This window comes from Pseudomonas sp. NFACC14 (genome assembly GCF_900106885.1).
GTDB lineage: Bacteria > Pseudomonadota > Gammaproteobacteria > Pseudomonadales > Pseudomonadaceae > Aquipseudomonas > Aquipseudomonas fluorescens_AA.
Map to the genome: position 1 here is coordinate 1 of NZ_FNOA01000040.1, position 20,613 is coordinate 20,613.

21 protein-coding genes are annotated in these 20,613 nt (G+C 59.6%); 10 read left to right on the forward strand and 11 right to left on the reverse strand.

All coding sequences use genetic code 11. From position 1 onward, the window contains the following. Nucleotides 1-354: 354 nt before the first annotated feature. Nucleotides 355-1,554 (reverse strand): tyrosine--tRNA ligase, encoded by a 1,200-nt coding sequence (tyrS, locus tag BLU85_RS29580; protein WP_092205515.1) that lies wholly within the window; start codon nucleotides 1,552-1,554, stop codon nucleotides 355-357. A gap of 212 nt (nucleotides 1,555-1,766) precedes the next feature. Between tyrS and BLU85_RS29585 the strand changes: the two genes are divergently transcribed. Both BLU85_RS29585 and BLU85_RS29590 read left to right on the forward strand, forming a co-directional pair. Further along, entirely contained in the window at nucleotides 1,767-3,185 is a 1,419-nt protein-coding gene (locus tag BLU85_RS29585; RefSeq protein WP_092205516.1) for a peptidoglycan DD-metalloendopeptidase family protein, read from the forward strand. A 3-nt stretch (nucleotides 3,186-3,188) separates the two neighbouring features. Further along, complete coding sequence (locus tag BLU85_RS29590) at nucleotides 3,189-4,280, forward strand: anhydro-N-acetylmuramic acid kinase (protein WP_092205517.1); 1,092 nt, start codon at nucleotides 3,189-3,191, stop codon at nucleotides 4,278-4,280. Between the two features lie 67 nt (nucleotides 4,281-4,347). Here the strand turns inward: BLU85_RS29590 and erpA are convergent, their stop codons facing one another. Next, nucleotides 4,348-4,698 (reverse strand): iron-sulfur cluster insertion protein ErpA, encoded by a 351-nt coding sequence (gene erpA, locus BLU85_RS29595; RefSeq protein ID WP_003177727.1) that lies wholly within the window; start codon nucleotides 4,696-4,698, stop codon nucleotides 4,348-4,350. A 106-nt stretch (nucleotides 4,699-4,804) separates the two neighbouring features. Continuing rightward, complete coding sequence (gene argC, locus BLU85_RS29600; protein WP_060740384.1) at nucleotides 4,805-5,839, reverse strand: N-acetyl-gamma-glutamyl-phosphate reductase; 1,035 nt, start codon at nucleotides 5,837-5,839, stop codon at nucleotides 4,805-4,807. Nucleotides 5,840-5,973: 134 nt separating this feature from the next. Between argC and hemJ the strand changes: the two genes are divergently transcribed. The 6 genes from hemJ to coq7 all read left to right on the forward strand — a co-directional run bounded on the left by hemJ (nucleotide 5,974) and on the right by coq7 (nucleotide 10,420). Next, nucleotides 5,974-6,405 (forward strand): protoporphyrinogen oxidase HemJ, encoded by a 432-nt coding sequence (gene hemJ / locus BLU85_RS29605; RefSeq protein WP_092205518.1) that lies wholly within the window; start codon nucleotides 5,974-5,976, stop codon nucleotides 6,403-6,405. 34 nt (nucleotides 6,406-6,439) lie between these two features. Beyond that, nucleotides 6,440-7,408 (forward strand): NAD(P)H-dependent flavin oxidoreductase, encoded by a 969-nt coding sequence (locus BLU85_RS29610; protein WP_092205519.1) that lies wholly within the window; start codon nucleotides 6,440-6,442, stop codon nucleotides 7,406-7,408. Between the two features lie 51 nt (nucleotides 7,409-7,459). After that, nucleotides 7,460-8,425 (forward strand): DUF805 domain-containing protein, encoded by a 966-nt coding sequence (locus tag BLU85_RS29615; RefSeq protein ID WP_092205520.1) that lies wholly within the window; start codon nucleotides 7,460-7,462, stop codon nucleotides 8,423-8,425. Nucleotides 8,426-8,487: 62 nt separating this feature from the next. Next, nucleotides 8,488-9,276 carry an SDR family NAD(P)-dependent oxidoreductase gene (locus BLU85_RS29620; RefSeq protein ID WP_092169758.1) on the forward strand — a complete coding sequence of 263 codons (789 nt, stop codon included), beginning with the start codon at nucleotides 8,488-8,490 and terminating at the stop codon, nucleotides 9,274-9,276. A gap of 82 nt (nucleotides 9,277-9,358) precedes the next feature. Continuing rightward, nucleotides 9,359-9,697: a histidine triad nucleotide-binding protein gene (locus tag BLU85_RS29625; RefSeq protein WP_072405750.1), complete on the forward strand. Its 339-nt coding sequence runs from the start codon at nucleotides 9,359-9,361 to the stop codon at nucleotides 9,695-9,697. A gap of 75 nt (nucleotides 9,698-9,772) precedes the next feature. After that, nucleotides 9,773-10,420 (forward strand): 2-polyprenyl-3-methyl-6-methoxy-1,4-benzoquinone monooxygenase, encoded by a 648-nt coding sequence (gene coq7, locus BLU85_RS29630; RefSeq protein WP_060740380.1) that lies wholly within the window; start codon nucleotides 9,773-9,775, stop codon nucleotides 10,418-10,420. A 132-nt stretch (nucleotides 10,421-10,552) separates the two neighbouring features. Here coq7 and BLU85_RS29635 read toward each other — a convergent pair whose 3' ends face one another. Continuing rightward, entirely contained in the window at nucleotides 10,553-10,975 is a 423-nt protein-coding gene (locus BLU85_RS29635; protein ID WP_003206127.1) for an OsmC family protein, read from the reverse strand. A 234-nt stretch (nucleotides 10,976-11,209) separates the two neighbouring features. Here BLU85_RS29635 and crp point away from each other — a divergent pair, with 234 nt between their 5' ends. Then, nucleotides 11,210-11,854, forward strand: coding sequence for a cAMP-activated global transcriptional regulator CRP (gene crp, locus BLU85_RS29640; RefSeq protein WP_092205521.1), 645 nt, complete (start codon nucleotides 11,210-11,212; stop codon nucleotides 11,852-11,854). Here the strand turns inward: crp and BLU85_RS29645 are convergent. The 4 genes from BLU85_RS29645 to BLU85_RS29660 are packed head-to-tail and all read right to left on the reverse strand — an operon-like array spanning nucleotide 11,851 to nucleotide 15,042. Beyond that, nucleotides 11,851-12,552: a lipoate--protein ligase family protein gene (locus BLU85_RS29645; protein ID WP_092205522.1), complete on the reverse strand. Its 702-nt coding sequence runs from the start codon at nucleotides 12,550-12,552 to the stop codon at nucleotides 11,851-11,853. The two genes, crp and BLU85_RS29645, sit on opposite strands and share 4 nt — an antisense overlap. Nucleotides 12,553-12,556: 4 nt before the next feature. Then, nucleotides 12,557-13,393: an indole-3-glycerol phosphate synthase TrpC gene (gene trpC / locus BLU85_RS29650; protein WP_092205523.1), complete on the reverse strand. Its 837-nt coding sequence runs from the start codon at nucleotides 13,391-13,393 to the stop codon at nucleotides 12,557-12,559. Then, a complete protein-coding gene (gene trpD / locus BLU85_RS29655; RefSeq protein ID WP_060740376.1) occupies nucleotides 13,390-14,439 on the reverse strand; it encodes an anthranilate phosphoribosyltransferase in 1,050 nt (349 codons plus the stop codon). Before trpD ends, trpC begins: the two co-directional genes overlap by 4 nt. A 9-nt stretch (nucleotides 14,440-14,448) precedes the next feature. After that, nucleotides 14,449-15,042, reverse strand: a complete 594-nt coding sequence (locus BLU85_RS29660) for an aminodeoxychorismate/anthranilate synthase component II (RefSeq protein WP_060740375.1) — start codon at nucleotides 15,040-15,042, stop codon at nucleotides 14,449-14,451. A gap of 412 nt (nucleotides 15,043-15,454) precedes the next feature. On the opposite strand from BLU85_RS29660, the gene estP reads away from it, so the two are divergent. Next, nucleotides 15,455-17,362, forward strand: coding sequence for an esterase EstP (gene estP, locus BLU85_RS29665; RefSeq protein ID WP_092205524.1), 1,908 nt, complete (start codon nucleotides 15,455-15,457; stop codon nucleotides 17,360-17,362). A gap of 135 nt (nucleotides 17,363-17,497) precedes the next feature. Here estP and trpE read toward each other — a convergent pair whose 3' ends face one another. The 3 genes from trpE to rpe all read right to left on the reverse strand — a co-directional run bounded on the left by trpE (nucleotide 17,498) and on the right by rpe (nucleotide 20,539). Further along, complete coding sequence (gene trpE, locus BLU85_RS29670; protein ID WP_092205525.1) at nucleotides 17,498-18,979, reverse strand: anthranilate synthase component I; 1,482 nt, start codon at nucleotides 18,977-18,979, stop codon at nucleotides 17,498-17,500. Nucleotides 18,980-19,049: 70 nt separating this feature from the next. Continuing rightward, nucleotides 19,050-19,868, reverse strand: coding sequence for a phosphoglycolate phosphatase (locus tag BLU85_RS29675; RefSeq protein ID WP_092205526.1), 819 nt, complete (start codon nucleotides 19,866-19,868; stop codon nucleotides 19,050-19,052). After that, nucleotides 19,865-20,539 (reverse strand): ribulose-phosphate 3-epimerase, encoded by a 675-nt coding sequence (gene rpe, locus BLU85_RS29680; RefSeq protein ID WP_092169726.1) that lies wholly within the window; start codon nucleotides 20,537-20,539, stop codon nucleotides 19,865-19,867. The genes BLU85_RS29675 and rpe overlap by 4 nt, the downstream gene beginning before the upstream one ends. Nucleotides 20,540-20,613 lie beyond the last annotated feature (74 nt).

The window sequence follows — 20,613 nt, forward strand, 5'->3', positions numbered from 1 at the left end:
ATTCTACAGCGCCCCGTGTATCTGTCAAGCGGTTATTTTCAGAAGTTTTCAAAGTTTCCTTTTCAACTTCAACCACTTGCGCTTCCGATCTCTCGTTAGCGGGAGGCGAATTCTACAGCGTTACTCGCTGCTGTCAACACCTCTTTTTCACCGCTTTCGACCGAGAGGATCGAACCGCATATAGAGCCAAACAACACTGCTCTATCTGCGCCTTCCAGACTTCGATGAACTGAAGCCCCGCACCGTCGAAACCTACTTAACTCGTTGAATTTCAAGGAGTTTTCCGTTTCGACTGCGCCGGAAGTGGGGCGAATTATAGACTTCCAGAATCTGCCGTCAACCCTTAATTTCGCTTTATTCAGATTTCAGCGTAATACGTGCGAAAGCCTTCTTGCCGGCCTGGCACACATGAGTAGAACCCAGCTCATATATATAGGTGCGATCCACAACCTCACCATCTATACGCACGCCACCCGAACCCAGGAGATCTCTCGCCACCGCAGCATTCTTGACCAGGCCAGCCTTATTAAGGACCGCTGCAATTGGCATATTCTCGACAGCAGTCAACTCGATCTCCGGCAGATCATCCGGCAGCTCGCCATCCTTCATACGATTACCCGCCGCACGATGAGCATTGGCCGCAGCCTCCTCACCATGGAAACGCGCAACGATCTCTTCAGCCAGCTTGATCTTGATGTCCCGCGGATTGGCCCCGGCCTCTACATCGGCACGGAACGCATTGATCTCGTCCATGGACCGGAAGCTCAACAGCTCGAAGTAACGCCACATCAGCACATCAGGAATGGAGACCAGCTTGCCGTACATGACGCCCGGCGCTTCCTGGATGCCCACGTAGTTGCCCAACGACTTGGACATCTTCTTCACGCCGTCCAGACCTTCCAACAATGGCATGGTCAGGATGCACTGTGCCTCCTGACCGTAGCCTCGCTGCAACTCACGCCCCATCAACAGGTTGAACTTCTGGTCGGTACCGCCCAGCTCAACGTCCGCGCGCAACGCGACCGAGTCATAACCCTGAACAAGCGGGTAGAGAAACTCATGGATGGCGATTGGTTGATTGGTGGTATAGCGCTTGTCGAAATCATCGCGCTCGAGCATGCGAGCCACGGTGTATTGGGACGTCAGGCGAATGAAATCCGCCGGCCCCATCTGATCCATCCAAGTGGAGTTGAATGCCACTTCGGTCTTGGCCGGATCAAGAATCTTGAAAACCTGAGTCTTGTAGGTCTCGGCGTTATCGAGAACCTGCTCGCGAGTCAGCGGCGGGCGCGTAGCACTCTTCCCGCTTGGATCACCGATCATGCCGGTGAAGTCCCCTATAAGGAAGATGACCTGATGCCCCAGGTCCTGGAACTGGCGCAGCTTATTAATAAGCACGGTATGTCCCAGATGCAGATCGGGCGCCGTCGGATCGAAGCCAGCCTTGATGCGCAGCGGCTGCCCGCGCTTGAGCTTTTCGATCAGCTCGGACTCGACCAACAGTTCTTCCGCACCACGTTTGATCAGCGCTAGCTGCTCTTCAACCGACTTCATAACAGACCCGTAAGGCTCAGATTCAAAGGGCCCCAACCATACAAGATCGCGCACCAAATACAAGGTTTGCCCGGCGCACGGACACCGATCCACAGAACAGAGCATTCGCGGGCTTGCTTCGCAGGGGTTTTGGTTATATTTTATACAGTTATTTCATCTTCATCATGTCATTCATCTTTTCCAATTCATCTTTTCAAAAGTCAAAATTACTTATGACCACAGAACCGTCTAAAGCGCCGCCGCTTTACCCAAAGACCCATCTGCTTGCCGCCAGCGGCATCGCAGCCCTCCTAAGCCTGGCGCTCCTGGTGTTTCCCTCCAGCGATGTTGAAGCCAAAAAGACGACTCTGAGTCTTGAACTGGAAAGCCCTGCTGAACAACTGACACAAGAACAAGACGCCGCCGAAGCCGTTCAAGCCACAAACGAACCGGCCGCCTCTCCTTTTGCGCAGATTGAAAACAGCCCGGAAGACACCGCCCAGGCCGCCGCTGCGGTAGAAGCGCCTGTTGCGGAAGAAAAGAAAGGACCGGAACATCGCGAAGTGATTGTTGCCAAGGGCGACACGCTTTCCACCCTCTTCGAAAAGGTTGGCCTGCCCTCCACATCGGTCCACGAAATCCTGGCCAGCGACAAGCAAGCCAAGCAGTTCACTCAACTGCAACGCGGTCAGAAACTCGAATTCGAACTCAATCCAGATGGACAGCTGAACAACCTGCACACCAAGCTCAGCGACTTGGAAAGCATCACCCTGACCAAAAATGACAAGGGTTACGTATTCAACCGCGTCACCGCCAAGCCTACCGTTCGCTCGACCTACGTCCATGGCGTCATCAACAGCTCATTGTCCCAGTCCGCTGCCCGCGCCGGCCTTTCCCATAGCCTGACCATGGACATGGCCAGCGTCTTCGGCTACGACATCGACTTCGCCCAGGACATTCGCCAAGGTGACGAATTCGACGTCATCTATGAGCAGAAAGTGGTCAATGGCAAGAGCGTCGGCAACGGCCCGATCCTTTCCGCGCGCTTCACCAACCGCGGCAAGACATACACCGCGGTGCGCTACACCAACAAGCAAGGCAACAGCAGCTACTACACCGCCGACGGCAACAGCATGCGCAAGGCATTCATCCGTACACCGGTTGACTTCGCCCGCATCAGCTCGAAGTTCTCCGCCGGCCGCAAGCATCCGATCCTGAACAAGATCCGCGCCCATAAAGGTGTCGACTACGCCGCCCCACGGGGTACGCCCATCAAGGCGGCCGGCGACGGCAAGGTATTGCTGGCCGGACGTCGCGGCGGTTATGGCAATACCGTGATCATCCAGCACGGCAATACCTATCGCACGCTGTACGGCCACATGCAGGGCTTCGCCAAAGGCGTGAAGACTGGCGGCACCGTCAAGCAAGGCCAGGTGATCGGATACATCGGTACCACCGGGCTGTCCACCGGACCGCACTTGCACTATGAGTTCCAGGTCAACGGCGTCCATGTCGATCCGCTTGGCCAGAAGTTGCCGATGGCCGATCCGATTGCCAAGGGCGAGCGCGCGCGCTTCCTGGCACAAAGCCAACCCTTGATGGCTCGCATGGATCAAGAGAAAGCCACCATGCTGGCCTCGAGCAAGCGCTAAGCCATGGCGCTCTATATCGGTGTGATGTCCGGGACCAGCCTGGATGGCTTGGATATCGCACTGATCGAACTGGCTCCGGCGATCAAATTGATTGCCACGCACTACATTCCCATGCCCACCGCCCTGCGCGCCGAATTACTCGGACTGTGCAGCAGCGGGCCCGATGAAATCGCCCGCTCCGCCATTGCCCAGCAAAAGTGGGTAAAGCGGGCCGCCCAGGGTATCCATACCCTACTCGACGAACAGAAACTCAAGCCTCAAGACATCAGCGCGATTGGCAGCCACGGCCAGACCATCCGCCATGAACCAGCCCGTGGGTTTACCGTGCAGATCGGCAATCCGGCCCTGTTGAGCGAATTGACCGGCATCGCCGTCGTCAGCGATTTCCGCAGCCGTGATGTCGCCGCTGGTGGACAAGGCGCCCCACTGGTACCGGCGTTTCACGAAGCACTGTTCGAAGAACGAGCTGGTAATCGTGCCGTGTTGAATATCGGCGGCTTCAGCAATCTCAGCCTGATAGAGCCCGCAAAACCTGTAGCCGGGTTCGACTGTGGTCCAGGCAACGTATTGCTCGATGCCTGGATACATCAGCAACGAGGCGACCATTTCGACCGTGACGGCCAATGGGCTGCCAGCGGGAAAGTCGAGCCAGCCCTGCTCAAGGCACTGCTCAGCGATCCTTTCTTCGTCACCAAGGGGCCGAAAAGTACCGGCCGCGAGGTATTCAACCTGCCTTGGCTGAGCCAGCATTTGTCGCAGTTGCCAACCTTCGCTCCGCAAGACGTACAGGCGACGTTGCTCGAACTGACCGCCCTGACCATCGTCGAATCACTGCAGCATGCCCAAACGAATACCCAGGAGTTGCTGATTTGCGGCGGCGGCGCGCACAACCAGGCGCTCATGAAGCGCCTGGCCGAGTTGCTGCCGGATACCCGGGTCAGCAGTACGGCGGAGTATGGCGTGGACCCGGACTGGGTCGAAGCCATGGCTTTCGCCTGGCTCGCCCATTGCTGCCTTGAAGGCATTCCGGGCAATCGTCCGAGTGTCACTGGCGCCCGTGGCTTGCGCGTACTCGGCGCCATCTACCCGGCCTGAGATAAGATCACGGACAAAAAAACGCCGCAGGACCGTAAGGCACTGCGGCGTTTTTATTGGAGCTGTCTCAGATCGAGAACGAAGAACCGCACCCACAGGTCGTGGTGGCGTTAGGGTTCTTGATCACGAAGCGCGACCCCTCCAGACCTTCCTGATAATCCACCTCGGCACCTGCCAGGTACTGGAAGCTCATCGGATCGACCACCAGGCTGACCCCTTCGCGCTCGACGATGGTGTCGTCTTCGGCCACTTCCTCATCGAAAGTGAAGCCGTACTGGAAACCGGAACAACCGCCACCCGTAACAAATACGCGCAGCTTCAAACGATCATTGCCCTCTTCATCGACCAGGCTCTTCACCTTGTGCGCGGCACCATGGGTGAATTGCAAAGCCGTGGGGGTGAAGGTTTCGACGCTCATGCTGAATATCTCCCGGCGCTTACGCCGCCATAATGCGTGATGGCGGGCATTATCCGCTTCTCCTACAAAATCGGTCAACTATTTGCGGAGCTGCGGCCAATTGCTTTCAAGGCAACATCCCCGCATGGGAAAGCCCCAGGCGCTCATCCAGGCCGAACAGGATGTTCAGGTTCTGCACCGCCTGGCCCGACGCGCCCTTGACCAGGTTATCGATGACCGACAGTACCACCACCAGGTCACCGTCCTGCGGACGATGCACGGCAATCCGGCAAACGTTCGCACCGCGCACGCTGCGGGTCTCCGGATGGCTGCCAGCGGGCATTACGTCGACGAACGGTTCGTTGGCATAACGCTTTTCAAACAATGCCTGCAGGTCCACCGAACGATCGACGACGGTCGCATAAAGGGTGGAATGGATGCCACGAATCATCGGCGTCAAGTGCGGCACGAAAGTCAGGCCGACATCCTTACCCGCTGCCCGGCGCAGCCCCTGGCGAATTTCCGGCAGGTGGCGATGCCCCTTGACCGCGTACGCCTTCATGCTTTCCGACGTCTCGGAATACAGCGACCCGACACTGGCGCCACGCCCGGCGCCGCTGACCCCGGATTTGCAGTCGGCAATCAGACGCGAAGTATCGGCAAGACCGGCCTCAAGCAACGGCAGGAAGCCCAACTGTGTGGCGGTCGGATAGCAACCCGGTACGGCGATCAGCCGAGCCTGCTTGATTTTCTCGCGATTGACCTCCGGCAAGCCGTAGACCGCCTCCTCGAGCAACTCCGGCGCGCCGTGGGGCTGGCCGTACCATTTGGCCCACTCATCGGCGTCCTGCAGACGGAAGTCCGCCGACAGGTCGATCACCTTGGTTCCAGCGGCCAGCAGTTCACCGGCCAGGGCGTGGGCGACACCGTGGGGCGTGGCGAAGAACACCACATCGCAGGCGCCAAGGGTCTTGACGTCCGGGACGCTGAACGCCAGGCCGTCGTAATGGCCTCGCAGGTTCGGATACATGTCGGCGACGGCCAGGCCGGCCTCGGATCGGGAAGTGATGACCACCACCTCAGCCTGCGGATGCTGTGCCAGAAGACGCAGCAGTTCGACACCGGTGTAACCCGTGCCGCCGACGATACCGACCTTGACCATAAACCTGCCCTCAACGAACCCACTGGAAAGCCGTCGATGATAGGGGCCGCGGGGCGTGGCGACAACCGTCAAGGTGACGTGTGACCGCTCCAACCTCTACTATCGGGCTACCGTGAATCGAGGAATAACTAAAAATGCTCTATCTATGGCTCAAAGCACTTCACATTGTCAGCATGGTCTGCTGGTTCGCCGGCCTGTTCTACCTGCCTCGCCTGTTTGTCTATCACGCCCAAAGCGAAGACAGTGTCAGCAAAGAGCGCTTCAGCGTCATGGAGCGCAAGCTGTACCGTGGCATCATGGGACCGGCGATGATTGCCACCCTGGTATTCGGCATCGGGTTGCTCAGCCTCAATGCCGGCGCCTACTTCACCCAGGGAGGCTGGATGCACGCCAAGTTGACCCTGGTCGTGCTGCTGATCGGTTACCACCATATGTGCGGCGCCCAGGTAAAACGCTTCGCCCGTGGCGAAAACACCCGCAGCCATGTCTTTTATCGCTGGTTCAATGAAGTGCCGGTTCTGATATTGCTGGCTATCGTAATTCTGGTCGTCGTTCGTCCGTTCTAACCTCCAATCAGCATCCATTTCCGGGGTACTTCCAATGTCGTTGCCCGCTCTGCTTGAACAACGCTTGCGACTGCCCGTCGTGGCGGCGCCAATGTTCCTGATTTCCAATCCGCAACTGGTGCTGGCCTGCTGCCGCAATGGCATTGTCGGCAGCTTTCCGGCGTTGAACCAGCGCGAAAGCAGCGGCTTCAAGGCCTGGCTGGAAGAAATCGAAGCAGGCTTGGCAACCCTGGAAAACCCGGCGCCCTACGCGGTAAACCTGATTGTCCATCACAGCAATCCGCGACTTCAGGCCGACCTGGCCATCTGCATCGAACACAAGGTGCCGATTGTCATCACCAGCCTGGGTGCGGTGAAAGAGCTGGTGGACGCGGTTCACGGGTACGGAGGCCTGGTGTTCCATGACGTGACGACCCGACGGCATGCCGAGAAAGCCGCCGAAGCCGGTGTCGATGGCTTGATCGCCGTAGCCGCTGGCGCAGGTGGGCACGCCGGGACCTGGAGCCCGTTTTCACTGATTGCCGAGATCCGGCAGTTTTTCGATAAGACCCTGCTGCTGGCAGGGTGCCTGAACCACGGCCATCAGATCCTGGCCGCACAATTGCTCGGCGCGGATCTGGCCTACTTCGGTACACGCTTTATCGGTACGAGCGAAAGCCACGCACCTGACGCTTATAAAGAGATGTTGCTCACATCCAGAGCCGCAGACATCGTGCATACTCCCGCTGTGTCCGGGGTACCGGCCAGTTTCATGCGCCAGAGCCTGGAGAACGCCGGTTTCGATCTGGCCGCCCTGCAGAACAAAGGCGCGGTGGATTTCGGCTCGAAACTCAAACCGCTGAACGATGAAGCCAAGGCCTGGAAAACCGTATGGTCCGCTGGCCAGGGCGTGGGTGAAATCGATGATTTGCCCAGCGTCGATCAGTTGGTGGCACGCCTTGATGAAGAATACCGTCAGGCACAAGCCCGGGCGGCGCAGCTTGGCGGGCAATGGCCCCGCTGAATCAGCCTGAACAAAACAACTCATCAACTTTTAGAGACAAGGATGCCAGGCATGAGCGAAACCCGTTTCAACATCGTATTCGACGGCGGCCTGATGCCGGGCGTCGATACCACCACCGCCAAACTCAACCTCGCCGAGCTGTTCAAAAGCGATGTCAGCGCCATTGAACGGCTGTTCACCGGTCGCAAGGTAGCCCTCAAGAGCAACCTGTCCCAGAGCGAGGCGCAGCAGTACCTGGAAGCGCTCAACAAGAGCGGAATCGATGCCAGGATCGAAGCCGAACCCGTCGTCCAACTGAACCTTGGCGAGGTACAGGAGGCACCACGGCAACCGAGTGGACGCCATCCCGATTCGATCGTCGAGCCCGTCTCGCCATACGCGCCTCCCCGCGCCCAAGTCGGTGAAGCGCTTGCCGAGTACGGCACACTCAAGCCCTTCAGCTTCGACGGGCGTATCGGCCGTCTGCGCTACCTGGCCTGGACCATGGTATTGACCCTGGCCCTGCTGCCCTTGGTCGGCATAGGCTTCTGGTTGGCCACGGCCTGGCTGCTGGCTTCCGACTCGGTCGCGGGACTCATCGTCGGCGGCCTGCTGGCCGCAGTCGTCGTGCTAGCCTTTGCCTTCGTGAGCATCCAGTTCAACGTCCAGCGCCTGCATGACCTCGGCTGGTCGGGGTGGTTGTGGCTGATCAACCTGGTTCCGTTCGTGGGCAGCATCTTCCCCTTCATCCTCATCATCGCTCCGGGCAATACCGGCGCAAACCAGTATGGCCCCCCGCCGCCGCGCAATACCACGGCGGTCAAATTGCTGGCCTCGCTCTGGCTGGTGATGATCGTCTTGATTTTCATGGCCACCTTTGCCGGCATCTTCGGAGCCCTTCAGCAGGACTACGACAGCAGCAGCCTGAGCAGCTATGAAAGCAGCGAGTCGAGCAACGAAACCTCTGAAGAGCCCGCCGTCGAGGCAGCCGAGCCCGCTGCGCCTTCTGTAGACTATGAAGAAGAAGAGGAACAATAAGCGCGCTTCATGCCGGTGACAGCCCAGTCAACTGGCGGCGGGCTATTGCGATGGAGAACTGCATGACCCGTTACGCACTGATCACTGGCGCTTCCAGCGGTATCGGCCTGGCCATGGCCGAAGCGCTGGCCCGGCGCGGCCGCAACCTGATACTGGTGGCTCGACAGCGTGATCGGCTGGAAAGTATTGCAATCGAACTGACTCAGCGGTTTGGCGTGGAAGTATTGTTCCGGGCCTGTGACCTGGGCGAACCGCTGAGGCTTTCAGGCTTTCTGCTGGAACTGGAGGAAGGCGAGCGGCAGATCGATCTGCTGGTCAATTGTGCCGGCATCGGCACCAGCGGGCCGTTCCTGGGCCAGGACTGGATGACCGAGCAGGACCTGATCGAAGTCAACATCCTCGCCCTGACACGGCTTTGCCACGCCATCGGTAATAGCATGGCGCTGCTCGGCGGCGGCCAGATCCTCAACGTTGCCTCGATCGCCGCATTCCAACCCGGCCCCTGGATGAGTACTTACTACGCCAGCAAGGCCTATGTACTGCACTTCTCCGAAGCCCTGCGAGTTGAACTGAAGAAATGCGCGATCAAGGTCTCGGTGCTTTGCCCTGGCCCGACCCGGACCGGCTTTTTCGCCAGGGCGCAGATGGACGAACAGAAACTCATCGACAGCAAGTGGCTGATGAGCCCGGAGGAAGTTGCCCTGTACGCCGTACGCGCACTGGACAAGAACCGCGCCATCATCATTCCCGGACGCCGCAATCGCTGGCTGGCCGCATTGCCGCGACTGGGATCGCGATGGCTGGTGCGGAGCATCGCCGGCATGATCAACAAGGCTTATTGCCCGCGCTGATCCCTTCACGTTGAACAACCAGGCCCCTCAACCGGAGCCTTCATGACATCGGACCTTGACGAACCCAACGGAGAAAACAGCTGTGGATACCCTGTTTACCAAGATCATCAACCGGGAAATCCCGGCAAAGATCATCTACGAGGATGACCAGGTACTGGCCTTCCACGACATCGCCCCGCAGGCTCCCGTGCATTTTTTGGTCATTCCGAAAAAACCGATCCGTACGCTCAATGACCTCACCGAAGAAGACAAGGGCCTGGCCGGGCACATTCTGTTCACTGCCCAGCGCCTGGCGCTGGAGTTGGGCTGTGAAGAAGGTTTTCGCGTGGTGATGAATTGCAATGAACTGGGTGGGCAGACGGTCTATCACATTCATATGCATGTGCTGGGTCAGCGCCAGATGCACTGGCCGCCGGGCTGATACCCCTGACCCAACGCAAATCTTCGGCGGCCGATTGGGTTAAACTGGCCGCTGTGATTTTTCCCGGAGGTAAGCATGACTACCCAACGTCACTACTCGCCGATTGACCGTCTGTTGCTGCAAGCCGATACCGCGATGCGCACCCTGCTGCCCTTCAGTGGCCAGCCGTACCGCCCATCACCGGCTATCGTACAGCCGGACGCGCAACTGAGTGACGAGCAAACCCGCCACGTCGCCGGATTGATGCGTATCAACCACACCGGCGAAGTCTGTGCCCAGGCCCTGTATCAGGGCCAGGCGCTGACAGCGAAACTGCCCCAGGTGCGTGAGGCAATGGAACACGCCGCCGAGGAAGAAATCGACCATCTGGTCTGGTGTGAACAACGCATTCGCCAACTGGGCAGCCACACCAGCGTCCTGAACCCGCTGTTCTACGGGATGTCATTCGGGATCGGCGCCGTCGCCGGCCTGATCAGCGATAAAGTCAGCCTCGGCTTCGTTGCCGCGACCGAACATCAGGTGTGCAAGCACTTGAACGAACATCTGGAACAACTGCCGGCCGAGGATGAAAAGTCCCGGGCGATCCTCGAGCAGATGCGCGTGGATGAAGAACACCATGCCGAAAGCGCCCTTGACGCCGGCGGCTTCCGTTTTCCGGCCCCGGTGAAGTTCGGCATGAGCCTGCTGGCCAAGGTCATGACCAAGAGCACTTATCGGATTTGACGGAGATAGGGGGCTGGATAACCCATCCCCATTGCAACGCCAATGAAAAAGGCGACTTCCAGCGGGAGTCGCCTTTTTCTTCAGCTCAGGATTTCAATGCGGCGAGTCGCGGGCTTCGCCATCGAGATCGACTCAACCCAATTCGATGATCTCATAATCGTGGGTGATTTCGACGCCGGCGGCACCGAGCATGATCGAAGCCGAGCAGTATTTCTCGGCGGACAGCTCAATGGCTCGCTTGACCTGGGCTTCTTTCAAGGCTCGCCCCTTCACCACGAAATGCATGTGGATCTTGGTAAATACCTTTGGATCTTCGGTGGCACGCTCCGCTTCCAGGAACGCTTCGCAGCTTTCGACGGCCTGGCGGGACTTTTTAAGAATGCTGACCACGTCGAAATTGCTGCAACCGCCGACGCCCAACAGGAGCATTTCCATCGGCCGAACACCCAGGTTGCGACCACCGGCCTCTGGCGGGCCGTCCATGACGACCACATGACCACTGCCTGACTCACCGAGGAACATGGCTTCGCCAGCCCATTGGATGCGTGCCTTCATCGCCAAGACTCCACTGTTAAAAAAGGGTCGCCAGCTTAGCACAGCGCTTCGCCATGACCGCTCTTCGTCTTAGGAGCCCCATCCTGTCAGCCTGTAGGTAAATTCTCAAATCTATTAAGGACGCCTCTGTTAAGCTGGCGCCAACTCACTGGCGTATGGCCATCTTTTAGCGATAGCTATTCGTCTTCATACAAAAACAAACCACCACACCGCGCAGTCTTTCGGGATACAACCATGGTTGCCATTACTCCCACGTTCAAGATCAAGAATCTCGACAAGCTCTTGATGCATTGCCAGCGCCGCCGCTACCCAGCCAAACACAACATCATTTGTGCGGGAGATCGTTCCGAGACGCTGTTTTTCATCCTCAAGGGCTCGGTCACTATCCTGATAGAAGATGATGACGGTCGGGAAATGATCATCGCCTACCTCAATTCCGGAGATTTTTTCGGTGAGCTGGGGTTGTTCGAACAAGCGGGCAAGGAACAGGAACGCAGTGCCTGGGTGCGGACCAAGATCGAATGTGAAGTGGCGGAAATCAGCTACACCAAATTCCGAGAACTGTCCCTGCAAGACCCAGACATTCTTTACGTCCTCAGCGGACAAATCGCACAGCGCCTGCGCAATACCACCCGCAAGGTCGGCGATCTCGCATTTTTCGACGTCACCGGACGTGTCGCACGTTGCCTGTTGGAGCTGTGCAAGCAGCCCGATGCCATGACCCACCCGGACGGCATGCAGATCAAGGTGACCCGCCAGGAGATTGGCCGGATTGTCGGTTGCTCCCGTGAAATGGTCGGTCGCGTACTCAAGGACCTGGAAGAGCGCAATCTGGTCAACGTCAAAGGCAAGACCATGGTGGTGTTCGGAACGCGTTAAGCACCCAGCAGCTGGGCCTGCAGTTCCCGATACAGCACCTCGAGTCGCTCCAGCGCGTGAGGCGCCGGGAATTTTTCACGCAAGGCAATGTGACTCTCGGCACGCACTCGCTGCTCCAGGCCACAGGCCTCATTGAAGCGATTGACTGCCGCGACCATGGCCTCGCGCTCGTTCTCCAGCAAAAGCGCGCCATGCACCAGCCCCACCGGACGTTGACCGCCCTTGCTCTGGCGCCAGCGCTGAGCGGTGCCGACCATTTTCCGGCCGTCGAGGTTGACGTTGAAGCGCCCGTCGCAAAAGGCCCCTTCCACTTCTCCCAGCGAAGCCACCCCGCCCAATTCATCCAACAACTGGCAGATGGGATCGCACAACCGGCGATACCCGGTTTCGATGCGGCCGTGGTCGCCTTCGCTGCGCGGTGGCGCGTAGACCAAAGCGATATTGACGGTAGCAGACGATTGCGGCACCGGCTCACCACCGGTTTCGCGCAGCAGGACTGGCCAGCCTTGGCCGGCCGATACTTCACTGGCGTGTTCGAACCCCGGCAACCGGCTCAAGCGGCGCGGCATGACCAGCGCGCGGTCATTGGGCTGCCAGAACAGCAGGCCGAACTCGGCATCGCCCGCGCAGATGCTGGCCAACAGGTCCTGTTCGGCTTGCAGGCCAGCTTCGACGCCGAGGGCAATCACAGGCGACATGGGATCAGTCCAGCGTCGAGCCGCTCACCGGCAGGCCTCGTTCAGGAAAGAACAGCCGCTGCAATTCAGTACCCGGGTTCTCGGCCCGCATGAACGCCTCGCCCACCAGGAACGAGTACACATCGCTGACTTCCATCAACTCGACATCGGCCCGGTTGAGGATGCCGCTTTCGGTGATGACCAAGCGATCACGCGGGATGCGTGGCAACAGGTCCAGGGTGGTTTCCAGGCTGACTTCAAACGTGTGCAGGTTGCGGTTGTTCACGCCGACCAGTTTGGTATCGAGGGTTTTCAGGGCTCGCTCCAACTCGTCGCCATCATGGACTTCCACCAGGACATCCAGCCCGACGCTCTTGGCCACAGCCGCCAGCTCGGCCATTTTCACGTCATCCAGGGCAGAGACGATCAACAGCACGCAGTCGGCGCCCAGCGCACGCGCCTCGACGATCTGGTACGGGTCGATCATGAAATCCTTGCGGATCACCGGCAACTTGCACGCCGCCCGCGCCTGCTTCAGGTAGTCATCGGCCCCTTGGAAAAAGTCGACATCGGTCAGCACCGAGAGGCAGGTCGCACCGCCTTTCTCGTAGCTTCGCGCGATGTCGGCCGGGACGAAGTGCTCACGAATCACGCCCTTGCTGGGAGAAGCCTTCTTGATTTCGGCAATCACCGCCGGCTGTTTTTTCTTGGCCTGATCCATCAGCGCCTTGGCAAAACCGCGCGGCGCATCCGCCGAACGCGCCAGGTTTTCCAGCTCGGCCAGACTGACGCGAGCACTGCGCTCAGCCACTTCCTGGGCCTTGCGAGCCAGAATTTTTTCCAGAACCGTTGGCACGCTCATCCTTCGTTCTCCACTTTGAATACGGCGGTAAATGCACCCAACTCTTCGAGCTTTTCCCTGGCAAGGCCAGTGTGCAGTGCGTCATGGGCCAGTTCTACGCCTTGCTTGAGGCTGCTGGCATGGTCGGCGGCGTACAACGCAGCACCGGCATTGAGCACGATCATCTCGGCGGCTTTCTGGCCATTCTCGGTCTTGCGGCGCCCCAGGGCATCGCGGATCAGCTCCAGCGACTGGGCCGGGCCATCGACTGCCAGGCCATGCAAGCTCTGGCTCTTCATGCCGAGGTCTTCAGGTTCGACCCAATACTCGCTGATCTGATCATTTTTTAGTTCGGCCACGAATGTGGGGGCCGCCAGGCTGAATTCATCCAGGCCATCCTTCGAATGAACCACCAGCACGTGCTTGCTACCCAGGCGTTGCAGGACCTCGGCCAAGGGCCGGCACAACGCCTGGCTGAACACCCCAACCACTTGATGCTTCACGCCGGCCGGATTCGTAAGCGGGCCGAGCATGTTGAACAGCGTACGCAGGCCCAGGTCACGGCGCGGCGCGGCGGCGTGTTTCATGGCACGGTGATGGGTCTGGGCAAACATGAAGCCAATGCCGACATTGTCGATGCAGCGTGCCACTTGAATCGGCGTCAGGTTCAGGTAGATGCCGGCGGCCTCCAGCAAATCGGCACTGCCGCTCTTGCCTGAGACCGCGCGGTTGCCGTGCTTGGCAACGGTGCAACCGGCCGCCGCGACCACAAACGACGAGGCGGTGGAAACGTTGAAGATATTGGCGCCATCACCACCGGTGCCGACCACGTCGACCACGCCGTCCAGCGTCTTGAGTTCGACCTTGTCCGCCAGTTCACGCATCACCGACACGGCACCGACGATTTCATCGATGCTCTCGCTCTTCATGCGCATGGCCATCATGAACGCACCGATCTGCGCATCCGTGCATTGGCCGGTCATGATTTCGCGCATCACGTCGCGCATCTCATCGGTGCTCAGGTCGAGATGGCCGACGATACGGCTCAGGGCTGTCTTGATATCCATGAAAAGTCCTTAGCGCGTGCCGCCGGTTTGTTTGAGGAAGTTGGCGAACAACTCGTGGCCCTGCTCGGTGAGAATAGACTCGGGATGAAATTGCACCCCTTCTATATTCAGTGTCTTGTGGCGCAGCCCCATGATTTCATCGACCGAGCCGTCTTCAAGCTGGGTCCAGGCCGTCAACTCCAGGCAGTCAGGCAGCGTTTCGCGCTTGACGATCAAGGAGTGGTAGCGGGTTACGGTAAGCGGACGATTCAGTCCTTCGAACACGCCCTTGTCCTCGTGGAATACCGGGCTAGTCTTACCGTGCATGACTTGTCGGGCGCGCACGACATCGCCACCGAACGCTTGGCCGATCGACTGATGTCCCAGGCAGACACCCAGGATCGGCAGCTTGCCGGCGAAATACTTGATGGCGTCGATGGAAATACCCGCCTCGGTCGGCGTGCATGGGCCGGGGGAAACCACGATGCGCTCAGGCTTGAGGGCTTCGATTTCGGCGATGGTCAGTTCGTCGTTGCGCACGACCTTGACCTCGGAGCCCAGCTCGCCAAGGTATTGCACAACGTTGTAGGTAAAAGAGTCGTAGTTATCGATCATCAGCAACATGGCGTAAGCAACCTATTGAATTCACTGACTTTAAACACAGCCTTCAGAGAGTGACCCGCACACTGCTGCGCTTGGCGAAGCGATTGACGCCCCAGCGAAGCGGCTCTACAAGCGGGTTAAAGAAGGCAAATCGGTACAGGTCCGGCAAGGCCGGCGGAGAATGTTCAGGCGCGCCAACGCCAACGGGCGTGTGCCTTGATCATTTGATCCAGAAGTTTGCTGGCAATCGACACAGGGGAAGTCTCGTTCATACGTTCCGGCACAGTAGCTTAGCTGGGCGGAGCACGCAATATGACCGTTCCCGAAGGGCTTTGAAACAATCGCGACGTTCCGGATAGATGGCAAAACGCCGGAAGTTTTTGGTACTGTCGTTTCGTTTTCTAACAACAAAAAGATAAAAACGGACTTTCCCATGATCAAAAAGACGTTGTTCGTACCGATTGCCGGTTGCCTGCTGGCCATGGCCTGCGCCCAGGCGAGCGCCGCCCCCAACCCGTACTCCAAATTCATTGTGTTCGGCGACAGCCTCAATGACGCAGGCCAGTTCGCCGACCCGAATGGCCCGCCCGGCTCGACCGAGCGCTATACCAACCGAACCGGTCCGATCTACACGGACGGCAGCGGTGAAGCCTATTCGGCCAACTCCACCCAACTGCTCGGTGGGCGCCTGGGCTATTCCGCCGACGAGACCGCCGCCTCCACCTCGGCGGTCCGCGCCGACCAAGGGCTGGCAGACGGCAATAACTGGGCGGTGGGCGGTTATCGTACCGACCAGATCCTCGAATCGATCACCGGTGTATCCGACACCGGCGAACGCAGCCGTCCCGGCTATCTGCAATCCAATGGCCTGCGGGCCGATCCGAATGCGCTGTATTACCTTTCCGGTGGCGGTAACGACTTCCTTCAAGGCCGGGTATTGAACACCGCACAAGCGAACGCCGCCGCAGACCGCCTGGCCGACAGCGTCCAGGTGCTGCAGACGGCCGGTGCCCGCTATGTGATGGTCTGGCTGTTGCCCGACCTGGGCCTGACGCCGGCCCTCAACGGCGGCCCCTTGCAAGACACCTTTTCGCAGTTGGGCAATCAGTTCAACCAGCAATTGATCTCGCGCCTGCAAGGCATCGACGCCGAAATCATTCCGCTGAATATTCCGCTTCTGCTGAAGGAAAGCTTCGCCGATCCGGCGAGATTCGGCCTCGCCACCGGGGAGAACCTGACCGCCACCTGCTTTAGCGGCAACGGCTGCACGGAAAACGCCACCTATGGCATCAACAGTGCCACGCCAGATCCCAGCAAGCTGATCTACAACGACGCGGTCCATCCAACCGAAACCGGGCAAAAGCTGATCGCCGACTACGCCTATTCGCTGCTCGCGGCGCCCTGGGAACTGACCTTGCTGCCGGAAATGGCCCACTCGACCCTGCGTGCCCACCAGGATGAGTTGCGCAGCCAGTGGCAATCGGACTGGGAGGATTGGCAGGCGGTCGGCCAGTGGCGAGCCATCGTGGCAGGTGGCGGCCAACATTTGGACATGGACAGCCAGGGCAGCGGCGCCAGCGCCGATGGCAGCGGCTACAGCCTCAACGTCGGCGGCAGCTATCGCCTCAACGAGGCTTGGCGCGTAGGTGTCGCCGCCGGTCTCTACCGCCAGGACATGGAAGCAGGCCACAACGACTCGAAATACAAGCTCAACAGCTACCTGGCCACCGCCTTCGCCCAGTTCCAGCAAAACCGCTGGTGGGCCGATGCGGCACTGACTGGCGGCAAGCTCGACTACGACAGCCTGGAACGCAAGTTCGACCTGGGCGTCAACGAAGCGCAAGAGAAAGGCGACACCGACGGCCATCTCTGGGCATTCAGTACGCGGGTGGGCTACGACATTGCCCAGCCGGGCAGCGAATGGCACCTCTCGCCGTTTATCAGCGCTGACTATGCGAAGGTGGAAGTCGATGGCTACTCGGAAAAGAGCAACCGCTCCACGGCCCTGACCTTCGATGACCAGACCCGCGACTCGAAACGCCTGGGCATTGGCTTGCAGGGCAAATACAACATCACCCGGCAGACCCAGGTGTTTGGCGAATATGCCCACGAGCGCGAGTACGAAGACGACACGCAAAAGGTCAACATCGCCCTCAACAGCCTGCCCGCCAACGACTTCACGCTGGAAGGCTACACGCCGCAGAGCCACCTGAACCGCCTGAGCCTGGGGGTCAGCCACAAGTTGACCAACGACCTGGCGCTGCGAGGCGGTTATACGTTGCGCAAGGATGATGACCTGACCCAGCAAGGGGTGAGCCTGGGCGTCAGCCTGGACTTCTGATCGGAGAGAGCCTGTGGGAGCGAGCTTGCTCGCGATAGCGGACTGTCAGTCGACCCATGGGTTGAATGTGACGGCCTCATCGCGAGCAAGCTCGCTCCCACATGTTGATCGAGCCGCCACAGCTATTGGAGGCCTTCAGTCGTTCGAGGTCTGCTCGGCCAGCGCCACGGCGCGGAACATCGCCCGGCGTTTGTTCAGGGTTTCTTCCCATTCCAACGCTGGCACCGAGTCGGCGACGATTCCGCCGCCGGCCTGCACGTGCAGTTCGCCGTTCTTGATGACCGCGGTGCGGATGGCAATCGCGGTGTCCATGTTGCCGTTCCAGGCGAAATAACCCACGGCCCCGCCGTACACCCCCCGCTTGACCGGCTCCAGTTCGTCGATGATTTCCATCGCGCGGATTTTCGGCGCGCCGGACAAGGTGCCCGCCGGCAGGATCGCCCGCAAGGCATCCATGGCCGTCAGCCCGGCCTTCAATTGGCCGGTGACGTTGGAGACGATGTGCATCACGTTGGAATAGCGCTCGATGACCATCTTCTCGGTGAGTTTCACCGACCCGATTTCCGAGACCCGCCCGGTATCGTTGCGCCCAAGATCGATCAGCATCAGGTGCTCGGCGATCTCCTTGTCGTCCGACAGCAGGTCCTCTTCCAGCGCCCGGTCGGCCTCCTCCGTGGCACCACGGGGGCGGGTGCCGGCGATCGGTCGCACGGTGATCAGGTTGTCTTCGACCCGCACCAGCACTTCTGGCGAACTGCCGACGACATGGAAGTCGCCGAAGTTGAAGAAGTACATGTAGGGCGTCGGGTTGAAGCAGCGCAGCGCCCGGTAGAGATCGATGGGCGCGGCTTTGAAGTCGATGGACATCCGTTGCGACGGCACCACCTGCATGCAGTCGCCCGCCAGGATGTATTCCTTGATGGTATCGACGGCTCGTTCGTAATCGTCCTGGGTGAAGCTGGAACGGAACACCGGGTCGGCCGCCGACTGCTTGCTGAAATCCAGGCCGGGACGCGGCGTGATCGGCTGACGGAGTTTTTCCAACAGCGCCTGCAGGCTTTTCTGACCTTGCTCGTAGGCATCTTCCCGGGACGGGTCGGCCAGGACGATGGCGTGCATCTTGCCGGCGAGGTTATCGAAGACCACGACGGCGTCGGAGACCATCAGCAAGATATCCGGCACGCCCAGGGGATCGGGGTTCGGGCAGGTGCCCAGGCGTTTTTCCACGTAGCGCACGCAGTCGTAGCCGAAATACCCCACCAGGCCACCGTTGAAACGCGGCAGGCCGGGAATGGTCGGCACGTTGTAGCGGGCCTTGAAGGTTTCGACGAATGCCAGCGGGTCTTCGACGTCGAGGTTTTCGATTTCGACGCCGTCGTGGGTCACGCTGATGCGATGGTCATGGACCCGCAGCACCGTACGGCACGGCAGGCCGATGATGGAATAACGGCCCCACTTTTCCCCGCCCTGTACCGATTCGAGCAGGTAGGAGTTGGGCTGGTCGGCCAGCTTGAGGTAGATCGACAGCGGCGTGTCGAAGTCGGCCAGGGTTTCGCAGGCAAGGGGGATGCGGTTGTAGCCGGCAGCGGCTAGACGCAGGAATTCTTCACGGATCATGGGGTGCCTCGTGGCAAGAGGAGCTGACAGTCAGGTATGCAAACGCGCCGGATAACCGGCCAGGATCACGTCAGGCGCGCCAACGCCAGCGGGCCAGGGCCTTCATGACTTTCATCCAGAGTTTGCGAGTGACCACCACGATGGCGCTTCCAGAAGAGGATTGAACAGCGTCGGGCAACGTTATCTCAGCGGCCGGGTCCAGGCAACCGGGAATTAGCAGGCGCAAATCGTCGATGACTAGAGCAGGACACTCTTCGGCGATGGGCCGTCCAGGGTTGTATCCATAGCTCAACCCCACGCATTTTACGCCCGCTGCTTTTGCCGCTTGCACGTCGATGACCGAGTCACCGACAAACAACGATTGAGAGGCTGGGATATTCGCCATTTTCATGACAAAAAACAGCGCCGCCGGATCGGGTTTTCGCTGCGGCAAGGTGTCGCCACCGATGATCCAGCGAAAATAGCGACCAATCTTCATCTGATCCAGCAAAGGCGCGACAAAGCGTTCCGGCTTATTGGTAATCAGCGCCATTTCCACGCCTTGCTTCTGTAACCACTTGAGGGTGGAACGCACGCCGGGATAGACCACGGTCAATTCGTGGCTGCCTTCGTAGGCCTCGTTGAACAATGCCAACGCCCGCTCGGCCTCGGCGTCATCGACACCTTGGGCATCGATGTGATTGGCCAGGGCTCGGCGCACCAGTGTTGGAGTGCCATTGCCAACCCACTGGCGCACCGCGTCAAGGCCAGCGGGTGGACGTCCGAGCGCGAGCAGCATGTGGTCCACGGCAGCCGCGAGATCTGGAAGCGAATCGATCAATGTGCCATCGAGGTCGAACATCACCAGGCGCGGCAAAGTGCCGGGGAACAGCTGCTCGAAGCCGCTCATGGGCGCGCTAGGGCCAGTTCGGCGCGCATTTTTGCAATCACCTCGTTGTAATCGGGGGCGTTGAAGATCGCCGAGCCCGCGACGAACGTGTCGGCGCCGGCCGCGGCGATTTCACGGATATTGTTCACGTTCACGCCACCGTCGATTTCCAGGCGGATGTCACGTCCCGAGGCATCGATCAGCGCCCGGGCTTCGCGCAACTTGTCGAGGGTACCCGGGATGAACTTCTGGCCGCCGAAGCCGGGGTTGACGCTCATCAGCAGGATCATGTCGACCTTGTCCATCACGTACTTGAGCACGTCCAGGGGCGTCGCCGGGTTGAACACCAGGCCGGCCTTGCAACCGCCCTCGCGGATCAACTGCAAGGAGCGGTCGATGTGCAGCGTGGCTTCTGGGTGGAAGGTGATGTAGGTGGCACCGGCTTCGATGAAGTCACCGACGATCCGGTCCACCGGGCTGACCATCAGGTGCGCGTCGATCGGCGCGGTGATGCCGTACTTGCGCAGCGCCGCGCAGACCATCGGGCCGATGGTCAGGTTGGGTACGTAGTGGTTGTCCATGACATCGAAGTGCACGATGTCGGCCCCGGCGGCCAGAACGTTGTCCACTTCCTCGCCCAGGCGGGCGAAGTCGGCGGAGAGAATCGACGGAGCAATAGCGAAGGGCTGCATGATGCACCTTTTTTGAGCGAAATCACGATGGCGCGCATTGTATACCTCAAGATTTGGCGCGCCCACCGTGACCG

What these genes read in the sequence shown, in the direction of transcription:
- tyrS (WP_092205515.1), bottom strand. Translation starts at nt 1,554, where the DNA reads ATGAAGTCGGTTGAAGAGCAGCTAGCGCTGATCAAACGTGGTGCGGAA.
- BLU85_RS29585 (WP_092205516.1), top strand. Translation starts at nt 1,767, where the DNA reads ATGACCACAGAACCGTCTAAAGCGCCGCCGCTTTACCCAAAGACCCAT.
- BLU85_RS29590 (WP_092205517.1), top strand. Translation starts at nt 3,189, where the DNA reads ATGGCGCTCTATATCGGTGTGATGTCCGGGACCAGCCTGGATGGCTTG.
- erpA (WP_003177727.1), bottom strand. Translation starts at nt 4,698, where the DNA reads ATGAGCGTCGAAACCTTCACCCCCACGGCTTTGCAATTCACCCATGGT.
- argC (WP_060740384.1), bottom strand. Translation starts at nt 5,839, where the DNA reads ATGGTCAAGGTCGGTATCGTCGGCGGCACGGGTTACACCGGTGTCGAA.
- hemJ (WP_092205518.1), top strand. Translation starts at nt 5,974, where the DNA reads ATGCTCTATCTATGGCTCAAAGCACTTCACATTGTCAGCATGGTCTGC.
- BLU85_RS29610 (WP_092205519.1), top strand. Translation starts at nt 6,440, where the DNA reads ATGTCGTTGCCCGCTCTGCTTGAACAACGCTTGCGACTGCCCGTCGTG.
- BLU85_RS29615 (WP_092205520.1), top strand. Translation starts at nt 7,460, where the DNA reads ATGAGCGAAACCCGTTTCAACATCGTATTCGACGGCGGCCTGATGCCG.
- BLU85_RS29620 (WP_092169758.1), top strand. Translation starts at nt 8,488, where the DNA reads ATGACCCGTTACGCACTGATCACTGGCGCTTCCAGCGGTATCGGCCTG.
- coq7 (WP_060740380.1), top strand. Translation starts at nt 9,773, where the DNA reads ATGACTACCCAACGTCACTACTCGCCGATTGACCGTCTGTTGCTGCAA.
- BLU85_RS29635 (WP_003206127.1), bottom strand. Translation starts at nt 10,975, where the DNA reads ATGAAGGCACGCATCCAATGGGCTGGCGAAGCCATGTTCCTCGGTGAG.
- crp (WP_092205521.1), top strand. Translation starts at nt 11,210, where the DNA reads ATGGTTGCCATTACTCCCACGTTCAAGATCAAGAATCTCGACAAGCTC.
- BLU85_RS29645 (WP_092205522.1), bottom strand. Translation starts at nt 12,552, where the DNA reads ATGTCGCCTGTGATTGCCCTCGGCGTCGAAGCTGGCCTGCAAGCCGAA.
- trpC (WP_092205523.1), bottom strand. Translation starts at nt 13,393, where the DNA reads ATGAGCGTGCCAACGGTTCTGGAAAAAATTCTGGCTCGCAAGGCCCAG.
- trpD (WP_060740376.1), bottom strand. Translation starts at nt 14,439, where the DNA reads ATGGATATCAAGACAGCCCTGAGCCGTATCGTCGGCCATCTCGACCTG.
- BLU85_RS29660 (WP_060740375.1), bottom strand. Translation starts at nt 15,042, where the DNA reads ATGTTGCTGATGATCGATAACTACGACTCTTTTACCTACAACGTTGTG.
- estP (WP_092205524.1), top strand. Translation starts at nt 15,455, where the DNA reads ATGATCAAAAAGACGTTGTTCGTACCGATTGCCGGTTGCCTGCTGGCC.
- trpE (WP_092205525.1), bottom strand. Translation starts at nt 18,979, where the DNA reads ATGATCCGTGAAGAATTCCTGCGTCTAGCCGCTGCCGGCTACAACCGC.
- BLU85_RS29675 (WP_092205526.1), bottom strand. Translation starts at nt 19,868, where the DNA reads ATGAGCGGCTTCGAGCAGCTGTTCCCCGGCACTTTGCCGCGCCTGGTG.
- rpe (WP_092169726.1), bottom strand. Translation starts at nt 20,539, where the DNA reads ATGCAGCCCTTCGCTATTGCTCCGTCGATTCTCTCCGCCGACTTCGCC.